The sequence below is a fragment of the Peptococcaceae bacterium 1198_IL3148 genome (assembly GCA_036763105.1).
Lineage (GTDB): Bacteria > Bacillota > Desulfotomaculia > Desulfotomaculales > Desulfohalotomaculaceae > JBAIYS01.
Genome location: JBAIYS010000007.1, coordinates 17512 through 34380, shown reverse-complemented (window position 1 = coordinate 34380; position 16869 = coordinate 17512). Strand labels below are relative to the sequence as shown.

General features: G+C 41.4%; 18 protein-coding genes, 4 tRNA genes and 1 other RNA gene. 2 read left to right on the top strand and 21 right to left on the bottom strand.

The window, feature by feature from the left end:
- Positions 1-5: 5 nt before the first annotated feature.
- Positions 6-341: a hypothetical protein gene (locus tag V6C27_08155; protein ID MEG6616388.1), complete on the bottom strand. Its 336-nt coding sequence runs from the start codon at positions 339-341 to the stop codon at positions 6-8.
- A gap of 110 nt (positions 342-451) precedes the next feature.
- Positions 452-871 (bottom strand): glyoxalase/bleomycin resistance/extradiol dioxygenase family protein, encoded by a 420-nt coding sequence (locus tag V6C27_08150; GenBank protein MEG6616387.1) that lies wholly within the window; start codon positions 869-871, stop codon positions 452-454.
- A 501-nt stretch (positions 872-1372) separates the two neighbouring features.
- Here V6C27_08150 and V6C27_08145 point away from each other — a divergent pair.
- A protein-coding gene (locus V6C27_08145) for an IS3 family transposase (GenBank protein ID MEG6616386.1) occupies positions 1373-2493 on the top strand; the annotation gives its coding sequence in 2 pieces (ribosomal slippage) (positions 1373-1622 and positions 1622-2493; 1122 coding nt in all).
- Between the two features lie 330 nt (positions 2494-2823).
- On the opposite strand, the gene rnpB is transcribed toward V6C27_08145, so the two are convergent.
- From rnpB to V6C27_08125, 4 genes are all read right to left on the bottom strand, one after another.
- Positions 2824-3185: RNase P RNA component class A (gene rnpB, locus V6C27_08140), an RNA gene on the bottom strand.
- A 51-nt stretch (positions 3186-3236) separates the two neighbouring features.
- Positions 3237-3974 (bottom strand): C4-type zinc ribbon domain-containing protein, encoded by a 738-nt coding sequence (locus tag V6C27_08135; protein MEG6616385.1) that lies wholly within the window; start codon positions 3972-3974, stop codon positions 3237-3239.
- 51 nt (positions 3975-4025) lie between these two features.
- Positions 4026-5144, bottom strand: coding sequence for a Nif3-like dinuclear metal center hexameric protein (locus V6C27_08130; GenBank protein MEG6616384.1), 1119 nt, complete (start codon positions 5142-5144; stop codon positions 4026-4028).
- Entirely contained in the window at positions 5135-5851 is a 717-nt protein-coding gene (locus tag V6C27_08125) for a class I SAM-dependent methyltransferase (protein ID MEG6616383.1), read from the bottom strand. Before V6C27_08125 ends, V6C27_08130 begins: the two co-directional genes overlap by 10 nt.
- A gap of 134 nt (positions 5852-5985) precedes the next feature.
- Here V6C27_08125 and V6C27_08120 point away from each other — a divergent pair, with 134 nt between their 5' ends.
- A complete protein-coding gene (locus V6C27_08120; protein MEG6616382.1) occupies positions 5986-6234 on the top strand; it encodes a hypothetical protein in 249 nt (82 codons plus the stop codon).
- 39 nt (positions 6235-6273) lie between these two features.
- On the opposite strand, the gene V6C27_08115 is transcribed toward V6C27_08120, so the two are convergent.
- The 15 genes from V6C27_08115 to trpC all read right to left on the bottom strand — a co-directional run bounded on the left by V6C27_08115 (position 6274) and on the right by trpC (position 16868).
- Positions 6274-6750 carry a hypothetical protein gene (locus V6C27_08115; GenBank protein MEG6616381.1) on the bottom strand — a complete coding sequence of 159 codons (477 nt, stop codon included), beginning with the start codon at positions 6748-6750 and terminating at the stop codon, positions 6274-6276.
- 178 nt (positions 6751-6928) lie between these two features.
- Positions 6929-7004, bottom strand: a tRNA-Val gene (locus V6C27_08110).
- A gap of 1 nt (position 7005) precedes the next feature.
- Positions 7006-7081, bottom strand: a tRNA-Glu gene (locus V6C27_08105).
- A 19-nt stretch (positions 7082-7100) separates the two neighbouring features.
- Positions 7101-7176: transfer RNA gene (locus tag V6C27_08100), tRNA-Ile, on the bottom strand.
- 17 nt (positions 7177-7193) lie between these two features.
- Positions 7194-7268: transfer RNA gene (locus V6C27_08095), tRNA-Asn, on the bottom strand.
- A gap of 67 nt (positions 7269-7335) precedes the next feature.
- Positions 7336-8442 (bottom strand): RNA polymerase sigma factor RpoD, encoded by a 1107-nt coding sequence (gene rpoD / locus V6C27_08090; protein ID MEG6616380.1) that lies wholly within the window; start codon positions 8440-8442, stop codon positions 7336-7338.
- Between the two features lie 14 nt (positions 8443-8456).
- Complete coding sequence (dnaG, locus tag V6C27_08085) at positions 8457-10256, bottom strand: DNA primase (GenBank protein MEG6616379.1); 1800 nt, start codon at positions 10254-10256, stop codon at positions 8457-8459.
- Positions 10257-10472: 216 nt separating this feature from the next.
- Entirely contained in the window at positions 10473-11492 is a 1020-nt protein-coding gene (locus V6C27_08080) for a deoxyguanosinetriphosphate triphosphohydrolase (protein ID MEG6616378.1), read from the bottom strand.
- A gap of 39 nt (positions 11493-11531) precedes the next feature.
- Complete coding sequence (locus V6C27_08075; GenBank protein MEG6616377.1) at positions 11532-12146, bottom strand: flavodoxin family protein; 615 nt, start codon at positions 12144-12146, stop codon at positions 11532-11534.
- A gap of 127 nt (positions 12147-12273) precedes the next feature.
- Positions 12274-12840, bottom strand: coding sequence for an RNA 2',3'-cyclic phosphodiesterase (gene thpR / locus V6C27_08070; GenBank protein ID MEG6616376.1), 567 nt, complete (start codon positions 12838-12840; stop codon positions 12274-12276).
- Between the two features lie 63 nt (positions 12841-12903).
- Positions 12904-13335 carry a hypothetical protein gene (locus tag V6C27_08065; protein MEG6616375.1) on the bottom strand — a complete coding sequence of 144 codons (432 nt, stop codon included), beginning with the start codon at positions 13333-13335 and terminating at the stop codon, positions 12904-12906.
- 139 nt (positions 13336-13474) lie between these two features.
- Positions 13475-14254, bottom strand: coding sequence for a tryptophan synthase subunit alpha (gene trpA, locus V6C27_08060; protein ID MEG6616374.1), 780 nt, complete (start codon positions 14252-14254; stop codon positions 13475-13477).
- Entirely contained in the window at positions 14247-15431 is a 1185-nt protein-coding gene (trpB, locus tag V6C27_08055; protein MEG6616373.1) for a tryptophan synthase subunit beta, read from the bottom strand. The genes trpA and trpB overlap by 8 nt, the downstream gene beginning before the upstream one ends.
- A 5-nt stretch (positions 15432-15436) precedes the next feature.
- Positions 15437-16069, bottom strand: coding sequence for a phosphoribosylanthranilate isomerase (locus tag V6C27_08050; GenBank protein MEG6616372.1), 633 nt, complete (start codon positions 16067-16069; stop codon positions 15437-15439).
- A complete protein-coding gene (gene trpC / locus V6C27_08045; protein MEG6616371.1) occupies positions 16062-16868 on the bottom strand; it encodes an indole-3-glycerol phosphate synthase TrpC in 807 nt (268 codons plus the stop codon). Before trpC ends, V6C27_08050 begins: the two co-directional genes overlap by 8 nt.
- Position 16869 lies beyond the last annotated feature (1 nt).

Below are 16869 nucleotides of genomic sequence, written 5' to 3'. Positions count from 1 at the left end.
AACGTTTACCCCGTTTTTAGCATTGTTATCTCGCTTTTGTATTGGGTGATTTTTACAGTAAAGCCATATTTAACAATTTCTTTGCCAAAATATTTTTCTGGTTCTATCTTCTGTACACCCCACGCTTGTTGATATGGTATAGTTCCCGTTCCCCCATGAAGTTTACTTTTTTCTAAAGTATATTTACCTACTTCCCCGATACGAGAAGCAATCTCATAACCTTGAGATTTTACATAGTTTTCGGCAGTCTTTTCATCTCCACTAGCGCTCTTACCACAACCAACTGAAAACAGAAATAGCAGTCCAATAATAATGTATAATGATCTTTTCAGCGACTCCACCCCACTCTCACTTGCTAATTTGCATTAATTTTACTAAACGCATCAAAATCTGTGAACTGCCATGAGTTATGTCGTTAAATATAGAGAATACGAATCAGATTCAGCAACCGTTATTTGAGCTTTGGTGCCTCTTCCGCTACGATGTTCCAATCGACTCCGAATTTGTCAGTCAAGGCTGCATGGAATGTGCTATAAAATGTTTCAGTCGGTGGAAGCGTGATCCTGGCACTTTCTTTCAGCCGATCAAATATTTTCTGTGCCTCTTTGTGTGTAGGTATGGTTGCGGTTAGTCGAACTATATTCCCCTTTGCCGAAATCCCTATTTCATCAGCAAACCAAAAAGTTGTTCCGCAGATTTGCATTTCAGCGTGTAAAATCCAGGTACTTAAATCAGATGGTGGATTCTCAACATCATTTGGAACATATTCTCCGTATGGCATTGCCGTTCCAATTTCGCTTTTAAACGCTTTTTGATAGAAATCTAAAACCTCACTACAATTACCGTTAAAAACCAGATATGGTGTAACCATGTTGTCCCCCTTTTTTCTAATCGCTTTATGACGTGGATTGTCTAAGCGGTGCGTTACGTACCCTTAGACAATTGCTAATGGAATTCCCCTTTGCAGGCTAATTAAAATATCAACCCTTAGTTTATATACTAACGGGTTACGTTTTAATATGCAATTTTCAAAAACACGTCAAATTTCACAAGGTATTATATAAGCTTAAAACCAACCAAATGAAAATCACAGAGGGTAGAATAACCAACACTAATACCCAGAGGAATGTCTGGTTGTATATAAGGCAGGTTAGGGAAATCACAAATATCGTTGAATAACTTCATCTTACATCTACTAGGAAAGTGATGATTTTTCTCTATAATATAAAGGGTTTTCATCACTTTGGTAGCATTAACAACGTTGCTTACGCTTATGATATTCTATAAATAGAGTGTGGATAGGTTACACTTAACTGGACAGATTTTTTAAGGTCAAGTAGACTATTAATATTAAAACTAAGGAGAGGCTACTATGACCAGACGAGAAAGAAGAACCTATACAGATGAATTCAAACAGCAGATGGTGCAATTATATAATAACGGCAAGCCTAGGAAAGAAATTATCCGTGAATACGAATTAACACCATCAGCTTTAGATAAATGGATTAAACAAAGCCAAAAGACAGGTTCATTTAAAGAAAAAGATAATCTAACACCAGAGCAGGTCGAATTAGCCAAGCTACGTAAAGAAAACAAACAATTGCTAATGGAGAACGACATTTTAAAGCAAGCTGCGCTGATACTAGGACGAAAGTAATTGTGATAAAGCAAAACCAACACAAATACTCGATATCAGCAATGTGCAAAGTCCTACAACTACCTAGAAGTACCTATTATTATGAAGCAAAAGAAAGGGAACCAGAGGACAAACTTGTATTAGCCATCATAGACATCTTTCATGCTAGCCGCCAGAACTATGGAACACGTAAAATCAAAGTCGAGCTAAAAAAGAAAGGATTCATCGCTTCCCGTAGGAGAATTGGCAGAATCATGAAGGAAAATGGCCTAGTATCAAAATACACTGTGGCTCAATACAAACCGCATAAAACAAATTGTAACGAATCCCCGGTATCAAACGAACTCAACAGACAATTTAAGCAAGAAGAACAGTTATCCGTTGTGGTTAGTGATTTAACATACGTACGTGTCGGTATGACCTGGAATTATGTATGTCTATTAGTTGACCTTTTTAATAGGGAAATTATCGGTTACAGTGCTGGTCCTAATAAAGATGCACCACTAGTCTACCGAGCCATATCCACTATTCAGGGCAATTTAAACCAAATATGCCTGTTTCATACCGATCGTGGTAATGAGTTTAAAAATAAGCTCATAGACGATGCACTAGAAATTTTCAATATCAAGAGATCCCTAAGCATGAAAGGATGTCCATATGATAATGCGGTAGCAGAGGCAATGTTTAAAATTTTTAAAACAGAGTTTGTAAAAGGTTGTCATTTTGGAAGTTTAGAAGAACTAACTAGTGAGCTAGATGACTATGTTCATTGGTATAACCATATTCGAATTCATAGCACACTCGGTTATATGACACCTATGCAATATAAATTTACGCACCTTAAAAAAGTTGTCTAGTTTACTGTTGACAATCCACTTCCTCTTCTCCAACCCAGTCACAATTATTACATTTTACTGTACACACCATAAATTCCTCCCCTCCAGTTATCTTATCTTCTTTAACTGAACTTAACTAGCTAATAAGATAAGATAAGTTATATCACTGCCCATTAATTTCGATCCTATAGTGGGATAATTTGGATTAGGTGGTTTGATGTCACACACACTTCACCGAAAATCTTTCCCAATGTATATAATAATTATATAAGCGTTAATACTATAACACAAAGAAAACTGGCCCAATGTATAAATATACGTCAGCCAGTTTCCCATAACTCTTTAATTATGAATGCGAGCAAATCTGTAAGCCGAGTTCTGTCTTGGATGATCATCTATCTGGGACGCCAGTTGCCTAACGCCTCAACGCGACCTAACCCGGGAACAGGACGGGCCGCCCCATTGTTCCCCTATTCGGTCTTGCTCCAGGTGGGGTTTACCTAGCCGACTAGTCGCCTAGCCGCTGGTGCGCTCTTACCGCACCGTTCCATCCTTGCCGGTCTGGCTAACCAGACTTAGGCGGTCTACATGTCTGTGGCACTATCCTTGGAGTCGCCTCCACTGGACGTTATCCAGCACCCTGCCCGATGGAGCTCGGACTTTCCTCGAGTACCACCTTTCGGTATGGTACCCGCGATCATCTAACTTACTCGCATTATTGAGCTGTTCTGAAAATTATATTATAACATCCATGTCCTGGTACTTCAATGGTCATTAATGGAAATCAAGTCTTTATCATTAATAAAAATCAGTCGACCACAATGATCACATTTAACAAGGCTTTGCGCAACCCGTAATTGATTCCTTTGTTGGGCAGTTAATGCCAGGTGACAGCCACCACAAATACCGTCCTTTACTACCGCCACTGGATTGAGATACCTTTTAAGTAATCCTTGATATAGCAGCATAGAATCATCCTTAATCGCACACTTTAACTGCTCTTTATTTGATATAATTACAGCAATTTGTTGTTTCAGATCTTGCTTAAAGGCTTGATAATCTGCTTTTAATTGATCATATAAGGCTTTTCTCTCTTTTAAATATGCTGACTTTTGTTCTAACTTACTTTTACTGTCTTCCTGTTTTTCTATTAAAATTAACTCTTCATTTTCAATATCCACAATCCTTTGTTGTAACTGCTGCACCTCTGCATAAATCACCGCCACGTCCTTATGATTAGGTACGCTGCCATCACTCAATTTGTCGTTGAGATGCTCTATGTTGGTTTTTAACTCCTGCACTTGAGCTTCTAAAACAGTTATTGCCATTTTTAACTGTTTATAGTCGGCCTTTTGCTTTTTAAATTCTTCCACACCGGTTGTCACTTCATTTTTTATTAAGCATAAGTCTTTAAGCAGTTTGTTTTCTTTAAGGAGTTTTTGTTTCTCAATCTGTTGCAAGTCTAACTGTTGCAAATCCCATAACTGTCTAACACTATTCATATAATCTCTCCTCTCTAAAAAATAATAAGGATGAGGCTAAAATACCCCATCCTATAAATATACAAAAGGCTCCTGATATGATTTAGTTGTCATTATTTCCACATTAAAGTTTTCTTCAACACAACGGGTTTTTAAGTAATTACATAGTACTTGCACAACCGGAATCTCTGTACCGTAGTGCCCCCCGTCCACAAAGCACAAACCTGCTGCCACCATGTCTTGGGCAGTATGATATTTGACATCCCCAGATACATAAACATCTGCACCCTTAGCCAACGCTTTTGGCCAGAAATCAGCGGCAGACCCACCGCACAGTGCCACCTTTTTAATTAGTCTTTGCTGATCTCCGCCAACTTTAACTGTCTTTAAATTTAAGGCTTCTTTTAACTGCAATACAAATTCAGTAAAGGGTACCGCTTCTGTTAGGGTACCAATTCTGCCCAAGCCAAAAACCGGGCCTTGATTATTAAGTGGATAAACATCATAGGCCACCTCTTCGTAGGGGTGAGCCTGTTCCATAGCTTTTACTACAGCGGCTAATTTTTCCACCGGCACAATGGTTTCAATCCGTACCTCTGCCACTTGCTCCACCTTTCCCTCGACACCTATAAAGGGGTTAGCCCCCTCCCGGGGCAAAAATGTGCCAGTACCAGTGGTGCGGAAGGTACAATCACTGTAGTTTCCAATCCAACCAGCTCCGGCATTAGTCAAAGCTGTTCTCACTTGCTCTTGATGTTCCATCGGTACAAATACCACCAGTTTAATATATCTTTGGCTACCGGTTACAGCCAGCACTTCGACGTTTTGTAACCCCAGCTTGTCAGCTAACACTGAATTAACGCCACCATCAGCAATATCTAGATTGGTGTGGGCAGCGTAAACAGTGATATTATTTTTTATTAACTGGGACAACACCAGCCCCTTGGGGCTATCGATGTTGATGCTCTTAATCCCCTTCATCAACAGTGGATGATGAGCGATGATTAAATCTATTTCCTTTTCTATTGCTTCCTTTACAACCGCTTCATCCACATCCAACGTTACTAATACCCGTTTGACTTCACCAATGTCATTACCAACCTGGAGGCCAACATTATCCCAATCTTCAGCCAGTTGCTTTGGTGCCAGTTCTTCTATCAACCGAAATAAGTCTCTGTTTTTTACTGACACTTTGTTGCCACCTCCTCTAAATCCTGTAGGCGCTTTTTGGCCAATGCTAATTTAGCTTGGGTTTCTGCGCGATTGCTTTTAGCTAAACCGTTAATCATCAGCCTGTACTTATCCTGTAACCTAGCAATAAGTTGAGGCAATAGAGAGTGATGCTTTTCCATTAGCCTGGGGCCAATTTCTAAAACAATTGGTTCCGGCAATGGTTCTGCACCCTGTTCGCTGACAATAATCGTATAAAGGCGTTCATCCTCCAGCACCAGTTCTTCATCTATTATACGCCAACCATTGGTCAGTAGCCACTGTCTTAAGCTTTCTTCATCACCCATCGGTTGTAGTATCAAACGGTCCAGTTCAGCTAACACATCTGGTTTGTCACTTAATATCTGCCGAATGGTGCTACCCCCCATGCCAGCAATACTAACCACTTGCACTTCGCCAGGCTTTAGAACCTGGATACCATCACCTAACCGCAACTCAATCTTTTTGTCTAAACAATTTGCTAAAACATTCTTTCTTGCAGTTTCCAATGGCATTTGCCGCACATCACAAGCAATTGCCTTGGGGCAAATTCCAGATTTTACTAAATAAATAGGCAAGTACCCATGGTCTGTACCGATATCAGCCATCACACTTCCTGGCTTAACATAGTTGCTTAAAGTGGCCAAGCGGCTGGATAACATATTAGTAACCATTTTATTTTTACTCATAATTCAATCATTCTCCAGATAGTTGATATATCCCTTTTTTGCTGGGTTGCATTTAATAAATAATTTAGGAAATATATGTAACATTGTAGTACATTTTATCATATTTTATTACAACTACAAAAGGAGGGATTATTTTGAGAACTCGTGAGCAAACCAGACAGGGTTACGGGCCTGGCTTTGGCCCCGGTTTTGGCGGTGGCTACGGCGGTTTCCCAGGCTATGGTTTTAGAACTTTTATTTGTAACGGTCCCTGCCGTCCGCTGTTCGGTAACCCATTTGGTCCTTGGATTTGTGAAGGTCCTTGCTACAGAAGCGGTTTCGGTGGTGGCTGGGGCGGAGGCTTTGGCCCCGGTTTCGGCGGCTGGTACAACCAAAGAAAATAAAGGCATAAAAAACTTCTAGAATTGAGCGACGTTACGTCACTAAATTCTAGAGGTTTTTTGCCTCTTAAGCACAGCGGGATTAAGTTCGTTAATAAAATCCGGGTCTTCACTGCAATGGTAACCCATCTTATACCAAAAACCTTGGGCAGTGCCTTTGGAGCTAAAAACAATATATTTATAACCAAACCGTTGGGCCCAGTCCTCTAGCCAATGCACACAGTAGGAACCCAAACCAAGGCGCTGTTTAGCTTTGGGCAGTCTAATAAATTTGAGAAATATTCCGTTGTTATTAACACCACAGGTACGAAATTGGAACTCTGTTTGCCAGTCTCCGGGAAGGGGTTGCTCTTTGTCCAACATGGTGACCATGGTAAATTTCCGGCTGTATCTAATATTAACTTTCATATCTATGCCGTAATTTTTTAATATGTTATCCTTAAGCAAAGCAATTTCATTATCAAAACAAGCGTGATCGCTATTTAACTGTTGATTAGTATCGATTTGTTTGTAAAACATGATAAACTCCTTTGCCCTTGTCAAGGGAACCGTCCCCTTAATACAAAAATTATCTATCAACAAATGCTACGTTCTGTGGGTTTGATAAATCAAACCCCATCAAATACTCATGCAAAATTCATAATTGCCTTTTTCGTATACTAAAAAACACCTGGCATAAATACCAGGTGTTTTTGCTTGGTGGGCGATGACAGGATCGAACTGCCGACATCCTGCTTGTAAGGCAGGCGCTCTCCCAGCTGAGCTAATCGCCCATGGTGACCCCTACGGGATTCGAACCCGTGTTACCGCCGTGAAAGGGCGGTGTCTTAGACCGCTTGACCAAGGGGCCAAGAAAAGCAATTTTGAATTGGTGGGCCCACTAGGATTCGAACCTAGAACCGACCGGTTATGAGCCGGGCGCTCTAACCGTTGAGCTATGGGCCCATATTTAGAGATTAAGTTGGCTCCTCGAGTAGGATTCGAACCTACAACCTACCGGTTAACAGCCGGTTGCTCTACCGTTGAGCTATCGAGGAGCGCTATCAACAAAACATATTATACATATTATTAAATTCTAGGTCAATACCTTTTTCTTGATTTCTTTTAATCCAAATAATCTTTTAGTTTCTTACTACGACTGGGATGACGTAGCTTACGCAGTGTTTTAGCTTCGATTTGGCGAATCCGTTCTCTAGTAACACCAAACTGCTGGCCAACTTCTTCCAGCGTGCGGGCCCGGCCATCATCCAAGCCAAATCTTAACCGCAATACCCGTTGTTCCCGGTCAGTTAAAGTGTGTAATACTCCATCCAATTGCTCCCTCAGCAGCGTATATGAAGCTTCTTCTGCCGGAGCTTTAGCATCATGGTCTTCAATAAAGTCCCCCAAGTGGGAATCTTCTTCTTCACCGATGGGCGTCTCCAACGAAACCGGCTCTTGGGCAATCTTCATTATTTCCCGTACCTTTTCCTCGGTAATGTTCATTTCTTTAGCAATTTCTTCTGGCAGTGGTTCACGGCCAAGTTCTTGCAGTAACTGACGAGAAACACGAATTAATTTATTTATGGTTTCCACCATGTGCACCGGTATGCGAATGGTTCTGGCTTGGTCGGCTATCGCCCGGGTAATTGCTTGCCTAATCCACCAAGTGGCATAGGTACTAAACTTAAATCCTTTGCGGTAATCAAATTTCTCTACCGCTTTAATTAATCCCAAGTTACCCTCTTGAATTAGATCTAGGAAAAGCATGCCTCGACCCACATAACGTTTGGCAATACTAACCACCAACCTTAAGTTTGCTTCTGCCAGACGTCTTTTAGCCTCTTCGTCTCCCTGTTCCATTCTTAAGGCTAATTCCACCTCTTGTTCCGGTGTTAAAAGCGGCACTCTGCCAATCTCTTTTAAGTACATCCGAACAGGGTCATCTATACCAACACCTTCAGGAACACTTAGGTCTACCTCTACATCAACATCTTCTGCACTGTCATCTTCAACGCCTATGTCATTAGAATCCAGTGCTTCAATTTCATTTGACTCTGGAATAACCTCAATACCCATAGAGGCTAGCTTTTCATATATATCATCTATTTGTTCTGGTGTTAAATCAACACCCTGTAAGGCATCCATTATTTCTTTATAATTTAGAGATCCTTGTTTTTTGCCTTTTTCCAATAAGTTCATAAATTGTTCTTGTTTTTTATCTTGTTTCACAATTCTTCCCCCTTCTAGGGCAAATCTGTATTCATAGTATTACTGAGCTGCTGTAGCTGTTGTAATAATTCCGCGACCTGTTGCATATCCCCAGCCCTCTCAGCTTCTTTTAATCGCATCAACAACTGCTGTTGATGTTTTTTGCCAGCTTGTTCTTTAATAATTTTTATACAATCATTCAATATATCAACCGGATTTTCACCGGGTATTTGCTGACTTAACAATCGGCTTAATGTATTCTGTTCCTTTTCATTTAGATGCTGCATTAACATTGCCGGTTCTCTTCTCTGCTCATCTGTACTCTTTAATAGCAAACTGTATATCTTTTGATTCTCGCCACTGCCAAAATGCTCAAGCTTAATTTCTTGTTTAACTATTGAAAAAAGCTCAAAATCTGTTAATATTATCCCAAGAAGTAAAAATTCGGCCTGTTCACGGGCAGTTAGCTTACTTTTCCTTTTTATATTATTATCTGTTTTGATAACAAATTTATCCCCATTTGGGGATTTTTTTCCTAAATCTGTTTGGTATCGCTTTAATTCACTAATAACAGATTCCCAACTTAAACTTAAAGCTGACGCCACTTTTTTAATGCTTTCTTCCTGCTCAACAGAATTTTTAATGTTCGACAAGTTGGGTACAATTTCCTGCAAAACCGATATTTTTTCTGGAACAGAAGTGGGTATTCCCTTGCGAAAGGCGATATGCAATTTAAAATCTATTAAATTGTACGCGGATTTAATTAATTTGTGCCAGCCATCAACACCATGGGCCCTAATAAAATCGTCAGGGTCTTTCCCCTCCGGAATGTGCAATACCTTTACTCGGCACCCCAATTGTTGGATAATATCGAGCCCGCGAATAGCCGCCTGCACCCCAGCAGCATCGGCATCATAAGAAATTACAATTTCATCAGTATAGCGCATTAAAAGCTTTACCTGATCTCTAGTTAAGGCTGTACCCAGGGTGGCAACTGTATTTTTAATACCATATTGGTGCGCGGCCACCACATCTAAATAGCCTTCCATTACAACGGCATAGCCACAGTCACGAATGGCAGACCTTGCCAAATGCAATCCATAGAGCAAGTGCCGCTTGTTAAAGTAGGGTGTTTCTGGGGAATTAAGGTACTTAGGATTACCACCATCTATTGTCCGACCGCCAAAACCTACTATTCTACCAGCAGCATCGTGAATGGGTAACATTACTCGGTTTCTAAAGCGATCATAATAATTGGTGCCCTGCTGACTTTTTACAATCAAGCCCAATTTAAATAATTCATCCACTTTGGCCCCTTTAGCAGCGAGAAAGTTAAGCAGATTATTCCACCCGCTAGGGGCATAGCCAATTTGAAAGGTTTCGATCATGTCACTGGAAATATTACGGCTCTGCAAATAATTTCGTGCTTCGGTATCTTTATGATATAATAGATGTTGTTGAAAAAATTTGCTGGCCGTGGCAATAATTTTATAAGACCGTTGCCTTTCTTGGCTTTCTCGGGTATTATTAGTATTGTAATGGTCGGGAACGTGCACCCCCACTTTTACACCTGCCATGCGAATGGCTTCTGGGTAACTGATCCCTTCTTTCAGCATGAGAAATTTTAAGACATTACCACCGGCGTTACAACCAAAACAATAAAAGATCTGTTTGTCTGGCGTAACACTAAAGGACGGCGTATCCTCCTGGTGAAAAGGGCATATGCCAAAATAATTTTTGCCACGTTTCTTTAATAATACATATTCTGAAATTATTTGAACGATATCTGTTTTATGCAGAATTTCTTCAATAATTTCTTCTGGAATATACCCCATAAACACCACCCCTCTAATAAAATGTTTACCCTTAATGTACAAATTCGCTCTTTTATCGCTTTTTCCTGCTTTTTATAAGGGTGGTTTCGCCAATTATATAATTCTATTAAAATCTTAGTTTAACAACAATTCGCTATCACTTAGCCTTTTTCCTTCCCTAGTTCGACATTTTTTTATTGACAAATAGAGATAGAACAACAATAGTATTTCCATAATTTAAAACATATAAAACATTTCCATTTTATCCACCCAAGGACTGGGTAAAAATATTTTTTGGTATACGCGGATAGCATAGCGGTCGGTCATCCCAGCAATGTAATCCACCACCGCCCGTTCCAAATCTATTTCATTGCTCCAAGTATATTCCGGTGGCAACTGCTGCGGATGCTCTAAAAAGTATTGATAAATGTTACGAATTACCAACCGGGCCTTATCTTCCTCCCGCTTGGCCGCTGAACCAATATACACATGATCGAACATGAAATTTCGCAGCTCGCTCATAGCCTGACTTACTTGGTCACTCATTTGAATGCTACTTTTACCGGTGCTATTTTTGATTACATCTATCACCATTGTATTAATCCGATCACTATGTTTATCACCCAAGATCAGTTGGCTGTGGCGAGGTAAATCTGACAGTTTTAAAATCCCTCCCCGAATAGCATCATCTATGTCATGGTTTATATACCCAATGCGATCGGCAAATTTAACAACCATGCCCTCAAGGGTGGCAGGACGATTATTACCGGTGTGGTTAACAATGCCATCCCGCACCTCCCAAGTTAGGTTTAACCCCCCAGGGCCTTCAAGTTTATCCACCACCCGCAAGCTGTGTTCGTTATGTTTAAAGCCTTTGCTGTATATCCGATCCAATTCGCTTTCTCCTCCATGCCCAAAGGGCGTATGGCCTAAATCGTGGCCAAGGGCAATGGCTTCAGTTAAATCTTCATTTAAACGCAACGCTCGAGCAATGGTGCGGGCGATTTGGGCAACTTCTAAAGTGTGAGTCAGTCTGGTGCGATAATGATCACCCTCGGGAATAATAAAAACTTGGGTCTTATGTTTTAAACGGCGAAAACTTTTGGAATGAATAATGCGATCTCGGTCCTGTTGAAAAACAGTTCGCACCGGACATTGTTCTTCTGGATGCACCCTGCCCCGGCTAGCTTTACTGGTAACCGCAAAGGGTGACAACCACGTCTCTTCCAGTTCTTCGGTAATACAACGACTTTCCAAAACAACATCACTCCCGTTCAGATTCTTTGCTATTGCCCTTTATTCTTCCCGTTGCATACGTCTCATTTCTGCCGTTGCTCTGGCCAACGCCACCACTCTTTTAGCCAAAACTTTACACCTTTTTATAGCCACCCGATCCTCTGCTGTTGGCCTTTGGGCACAGACTGCTTGGTGACCGGCATCGTCACCATAAAAACCATCTCCCACCACCGTCATGCCTTGGGTCAGCATAATTTCCTGCAATGCCCGGGCAGTGCTTTCTTGACCACCATAATAGGAACCACCATTAGTGATGGCTGCCCCTACAACGTCCACCAGTGCCTTTTCTTTACGCAATTGCCTAGTTTTATCCCAAAATCCCTTCATTTGCCCAGTCACTGTACCAAAATACACCGGACTACCCAATATTAAAGCATCGGCTTTACGCAGGTCTTGATACATTTCCTCTAGCATTGTCCCCTTAAAACATGCACCACTGCAGGGGGTGGAACAGCAGGTACAAAAGGGATGTTTTGCCTGGGCGATGGCCTCTGACACTTGAAAAAATTTTGTTTCTACACCATCTTCTTGTTCTATTGTTGTCAATGCTTCCCGCAATAAGAAAGCAGTGTTGCCATCTGTATGGGGACTGCCGTTTAATGCGATTATCAACATGATAAAATCACCTTCCTTAGCTAGTTAACCACTTAAGTACTTACAGTCGTTTTTTAAGAGGTTTAAATTAACTTTATTCCAGCGATAATTACTTAATTCTATTTCCACATAATCTTTTTAATACCTGCTACCCCAAACCATAACTTGCCAGTCGACTATATACCGGACCTTTCCCTGTCAATACACTCTGCATTAGTTCCACCGAGTTTACCGCAAAATTGACATCCAATGCCTTAATGGTGGTAATTGCCGTTAGCAACCCATCAACATTTGTTTTCACCCTTCCCAATGTAAGATGGGGAGAAAACTTGCGTTTTTCCGGGGCAAAGCCAACCGCTGCCAACCGATGTTCTACCTGCTGCTGTAATGTCTTTAAGCAGTTTATATCTCCCCCCAGACCAACCCATACCACCCGCGGTGTTCCCCTTTGGGGAAAAGTCCCCAATTTGTTGAGGTGCAGCCCAAAGGGATTAATGCCAATTACTGATTGGGCCAGCGCCCCCTCCAGCACCGATAATTGTTGTTGATCAGTTTCTCCTAAAAACTTAATAGTAATATGAAAGTTATAGGGTTCCACCCATTTAATACCACCACCCAGTACATAAAGCTGACGTTGTAGTTGGTGTAACTGTCCTTTTACGTCAGTGGGCAGATTAACTGCTATAAAAAGTCTCCGTTGATTGGTCATGGTCATTCTCCTTCCCTCCAAATAAAATTAGAGTGCCATCGGCACTCTAATTTTATAATAACAAAACACTTATTCCACATATACTTTTATTTTAATTAACCCCTTTTCCGGATCGTTCACATCAATATCCACCAGTTTATCCACGATTAAGCCTTGGTCTATTAATTTAATTAGCTCTTCAAAGTCCAGCTGGCTTAGGTCAATACCTTTGCTTTCTAATTCCATGCGGATTTCTTTGGGGATGAAGTTCATGCCAATGCCCATAAATTTAGACGCCGCTTTGATTAGGTTTAATGGAAAGCTGATATTTGCCTTTTTAACTTTATCCCCTTCAACCCGCACATGTAATGTTTTAGCTACATTGCGGGACATTAACACTTGACTGTTTTCATCATTATTAGTTGTTTCTGCTTCAAAGGCCTTAATTAATTCTAATCCTTCGGCAGCAGTGACTTTCCCTGTTTCTACCAGAGTAAGTATTCTCGCCTTTTCGTCATTCATTATATAAGATATTCCCCCCGGCATAGAGTAATTGATTCATTTGTAACACAAAAATAGTGGGTTAAGCAACAGTTTTTATTCAACAAAAACTAAACATAATTTTTAACCAATGCGCCTGGGCCACTGCTATTCTGTGATGTTAAAGTCCTTTACGGACTGCCTTTTTCATTATGCGTACATATTCTACAACATGGGGTACAGATCGGGCGCCATATTGCTCCACAATTTTCACAATGGCGCTTCCCACAATTACGCCATCGGAAAACTCAGCCATTGTCGCTGCCTGTTCCGCAGTTGAAATGCCAAAACCTACTGCGCATGGAATATCATTAACTTCCTTTACGAGCTTTACCATTTGCCGTGCATCATTGCCGATGTCCTGTCGCACACCGGTTACCCCCATGGAGGATACACAATAAACAAACCCCTGTGCTTCCTTAGCAATCATGCGGATACGGTTGTTGGAGCTAGGCGCAATCAATGAAATTAAGCTAACTCCATATTGCAAACAGAATGGCATCAGTTCCCCTTTTTCTTCAAAGGGCAGGTCAGGAACGATCAGCGCATCAACACCAGTAGCCTGGCAATATTGCAAAAACCTGTCGGCACCATATGCGAATACCGGATTGGTGTAGGTCATAAAAGCTATCGGTACATTACATGTCTTGCGAATTTGCTTGAGCATGTCAAATATTTTGTCCACCGATACGCCAGCAGTTAAAGCACGGATATTAGCATGCTGAATCACCTGTCCTTCGGCAACCGGATCAGAAAATGGTATACCCAACTCAATTAAGTCAGCACCGGCCTCTGCCATACCAAGCACCAATTGCTCAGTTATTTCTAACGAAGGATCACCTGCAGTTATAAACGGAATAAAGGCTTTTCCATTGGCAAATACCTGTTGGAGCCTATTCATAGATCTGCACCCCCCTGTAGCGTGCTATTGAGGCAACATCTTTATCCCCTCTGCCCGAAAGGCCAACCACTATAATTTGCTCCGGTCTCATTGCAGGTGCCAGTTTTTTAGCGTAAGCAACCGCATGGGCGCTTTCAATTGCTGGAATAATTCCTTCTACACCGGCCAAGTATTCAAAGGCTTCTATAGCTTCATCGTCAGAAACCGGTACATACTTTGCCCTACCAATGTCATGTAGGTAAGCATGTTCGGGGCCTACCCCCGGATAATCAAGGCCGGCTGAAATGGAATAGACTGGAGCAATCTGCCCGTACTCATCCTGGCAAAAATATGACTTCATGCCATGGAAAATACCTACCCTTCCAATTGTCATTGTGGCAGCCGTCTTTTGGGTATGAATGCCATGACCGGCAGCCTCGCAGCCAATAAGGCGGACATTTGGCTCGTCAATAAAATCATAAAAAAGGCCTATGGCATTGCTTCCTCCGCCAACACATGCCACCAATACATCGGGTAGCCTGCCTTCTATTTCTAATATTTGTTTTTTCACTTCCCGCCCAATAACGCTTTGAAAATCGCGAACAATGGTAGGGAAGGGATGAGGCCCCATTACAGAACCCAGTACATAATGAGTATCATCAACACGCCTGCTCCACTCCCGTAGGGTTTCATTCACCGCATCCTTCAGCCTTTGGGTACCGCTCGTCACCACATGCACTTTTGCACCCAGTAACTTCATACGGTAAACATTAAGTGCCTGACGGTCGGTGTCCTCCTTGCCCATGAATATTTCACATTCCATACCCATAAGCGAAGCAGCGGTTGCTGTAGCAACACCATGCTGTCCAGCTCCCGTCTCAGCAATCACACGGGTTTTGCCCATAGATTTTGCCAAGAGCACCTGCCCCAACACATTGTTGATCTTATGGGAACCCGTGTGGTTAAGGTCCTCCCTTTTGAGATAAATTTTGGCCCCGCCCAGGTCTTTGGTCATTTTTTCAGCAAAATATAACAGGGAAGGCCTGCTGGCATAATTCTGCAGAAGACAGTCAAGCTTTGTCTTGAATTCTGGATCATCTTTAAAACGGTCATATGCCTCTGCAAGCTCAATAACAGCATTCATCAGTGTCTCCGGAATATATTGGCCACCATAGATTCCGAATCTTCCATTTGACATATGCATCATCCTTTTCCAATTACATGATTTTGCTTTGCCCTCGCTACAATATCCATTATCTTCTGTGGATCTTTATACCCATGGGTCTCTACTCCGCTGCTTATATCAATGCAGTAAGGGCTGTGTTGTGCAATCGCCTGCACTATATTGGCGGAATTAATACCTCCCGCCAGAAAATACGGTTTGTTTATATCATTAGAGATGATAGACCAGTCAAAGGTGTTACCGCTGCCCCCATATATCCCTTCATGGTAGGCATCAAATAGCAAGTAGTCACAGGAAAATTTCATCGCTCTTTTTATGTCTTCCAAACCCTTCACTCTGATTGCCTTGATAATTTTATTTGAAACACAATTTTTTAGTTTCCTTATATAATCCTCACTTTCATCGCCGTGGAGCTGAATTATATCAATCACCTGGGAGTTGCAAAGCTTAACGACATTATCGATTTCTTCATTGACAAAAACCCCCACTGCCTTTATAAAAGGGTGCAAACGTGTTTTCAGCGTTTTTGCCTTGTTAGCATCGATTTGTCTTTTGCTCCGGGCAAAAACAAAACCAATGTAATCCGGAAGGGCTTTATTTACTGTGTCTATGTCCTGTTCCCGCATTAAACCACATATTTTAATCTTAGTCATTCTTACCGCCCCTTAGGTATGACAGCATAGCTTTTTTGTCCGCACTTTTCATCAGTGCTTCTCCAATCAAAACCGCATCTACTCCGGCTTTTTTAAGCACCGAGATGTCATTTCGCGTTTGAATACCACTTTCCGCCACATAAATGGTATCTTCAGGAACCAGTTCCCTCAAAGTTATGCAATTGCGGATATCAACCTCAAAGGTCTTAAGATTGCGATTATTTACCCCAATTACCCTTGCTCCCGCCTCAATTGCGGAGTTAACTTCGTCTTTGGTATGGGCTTCCACAAGAGCAGTCAGACCTAGTTCATCACAGATTCCGATATATCTCTTGAGGGTATCTGTATCCAGCAGAGCGCAGATTAGTAATACTGCATCGGCACCAATCAACTTTGATTGATAAATCTGATACTCATCTACAATGAAGTCTTTGCGAAGCACCGGTATATTTACCAACTGGCTGATTTCTTTAAGATAAATATCACTTCCTTTAAAATACTCCGGCTCTGTTAGTACCGAAATGGCATGGGCTCCGGCCTTTTCATAATCAACAGCAATTTTTTGATAGGGAAAGGCCGGCGCTATCATCCCCTGAGACGGAGAAGCCCTCTTTACTTCACATATGAAGGAAATTTCTTTACTCTTTAGTATTTTCTCAAATGCAAAAGCTGCCTGTTTATAAAAGCCTTTTACCTTTCCTTGATAAAAAACTTGAGATTTCAAATCATCAAAGGCTACTCTTCTTTTAGCTGCATCCACACGCATCTTGGTGGATGCAGCCAAAGTTTCAAGAATCATA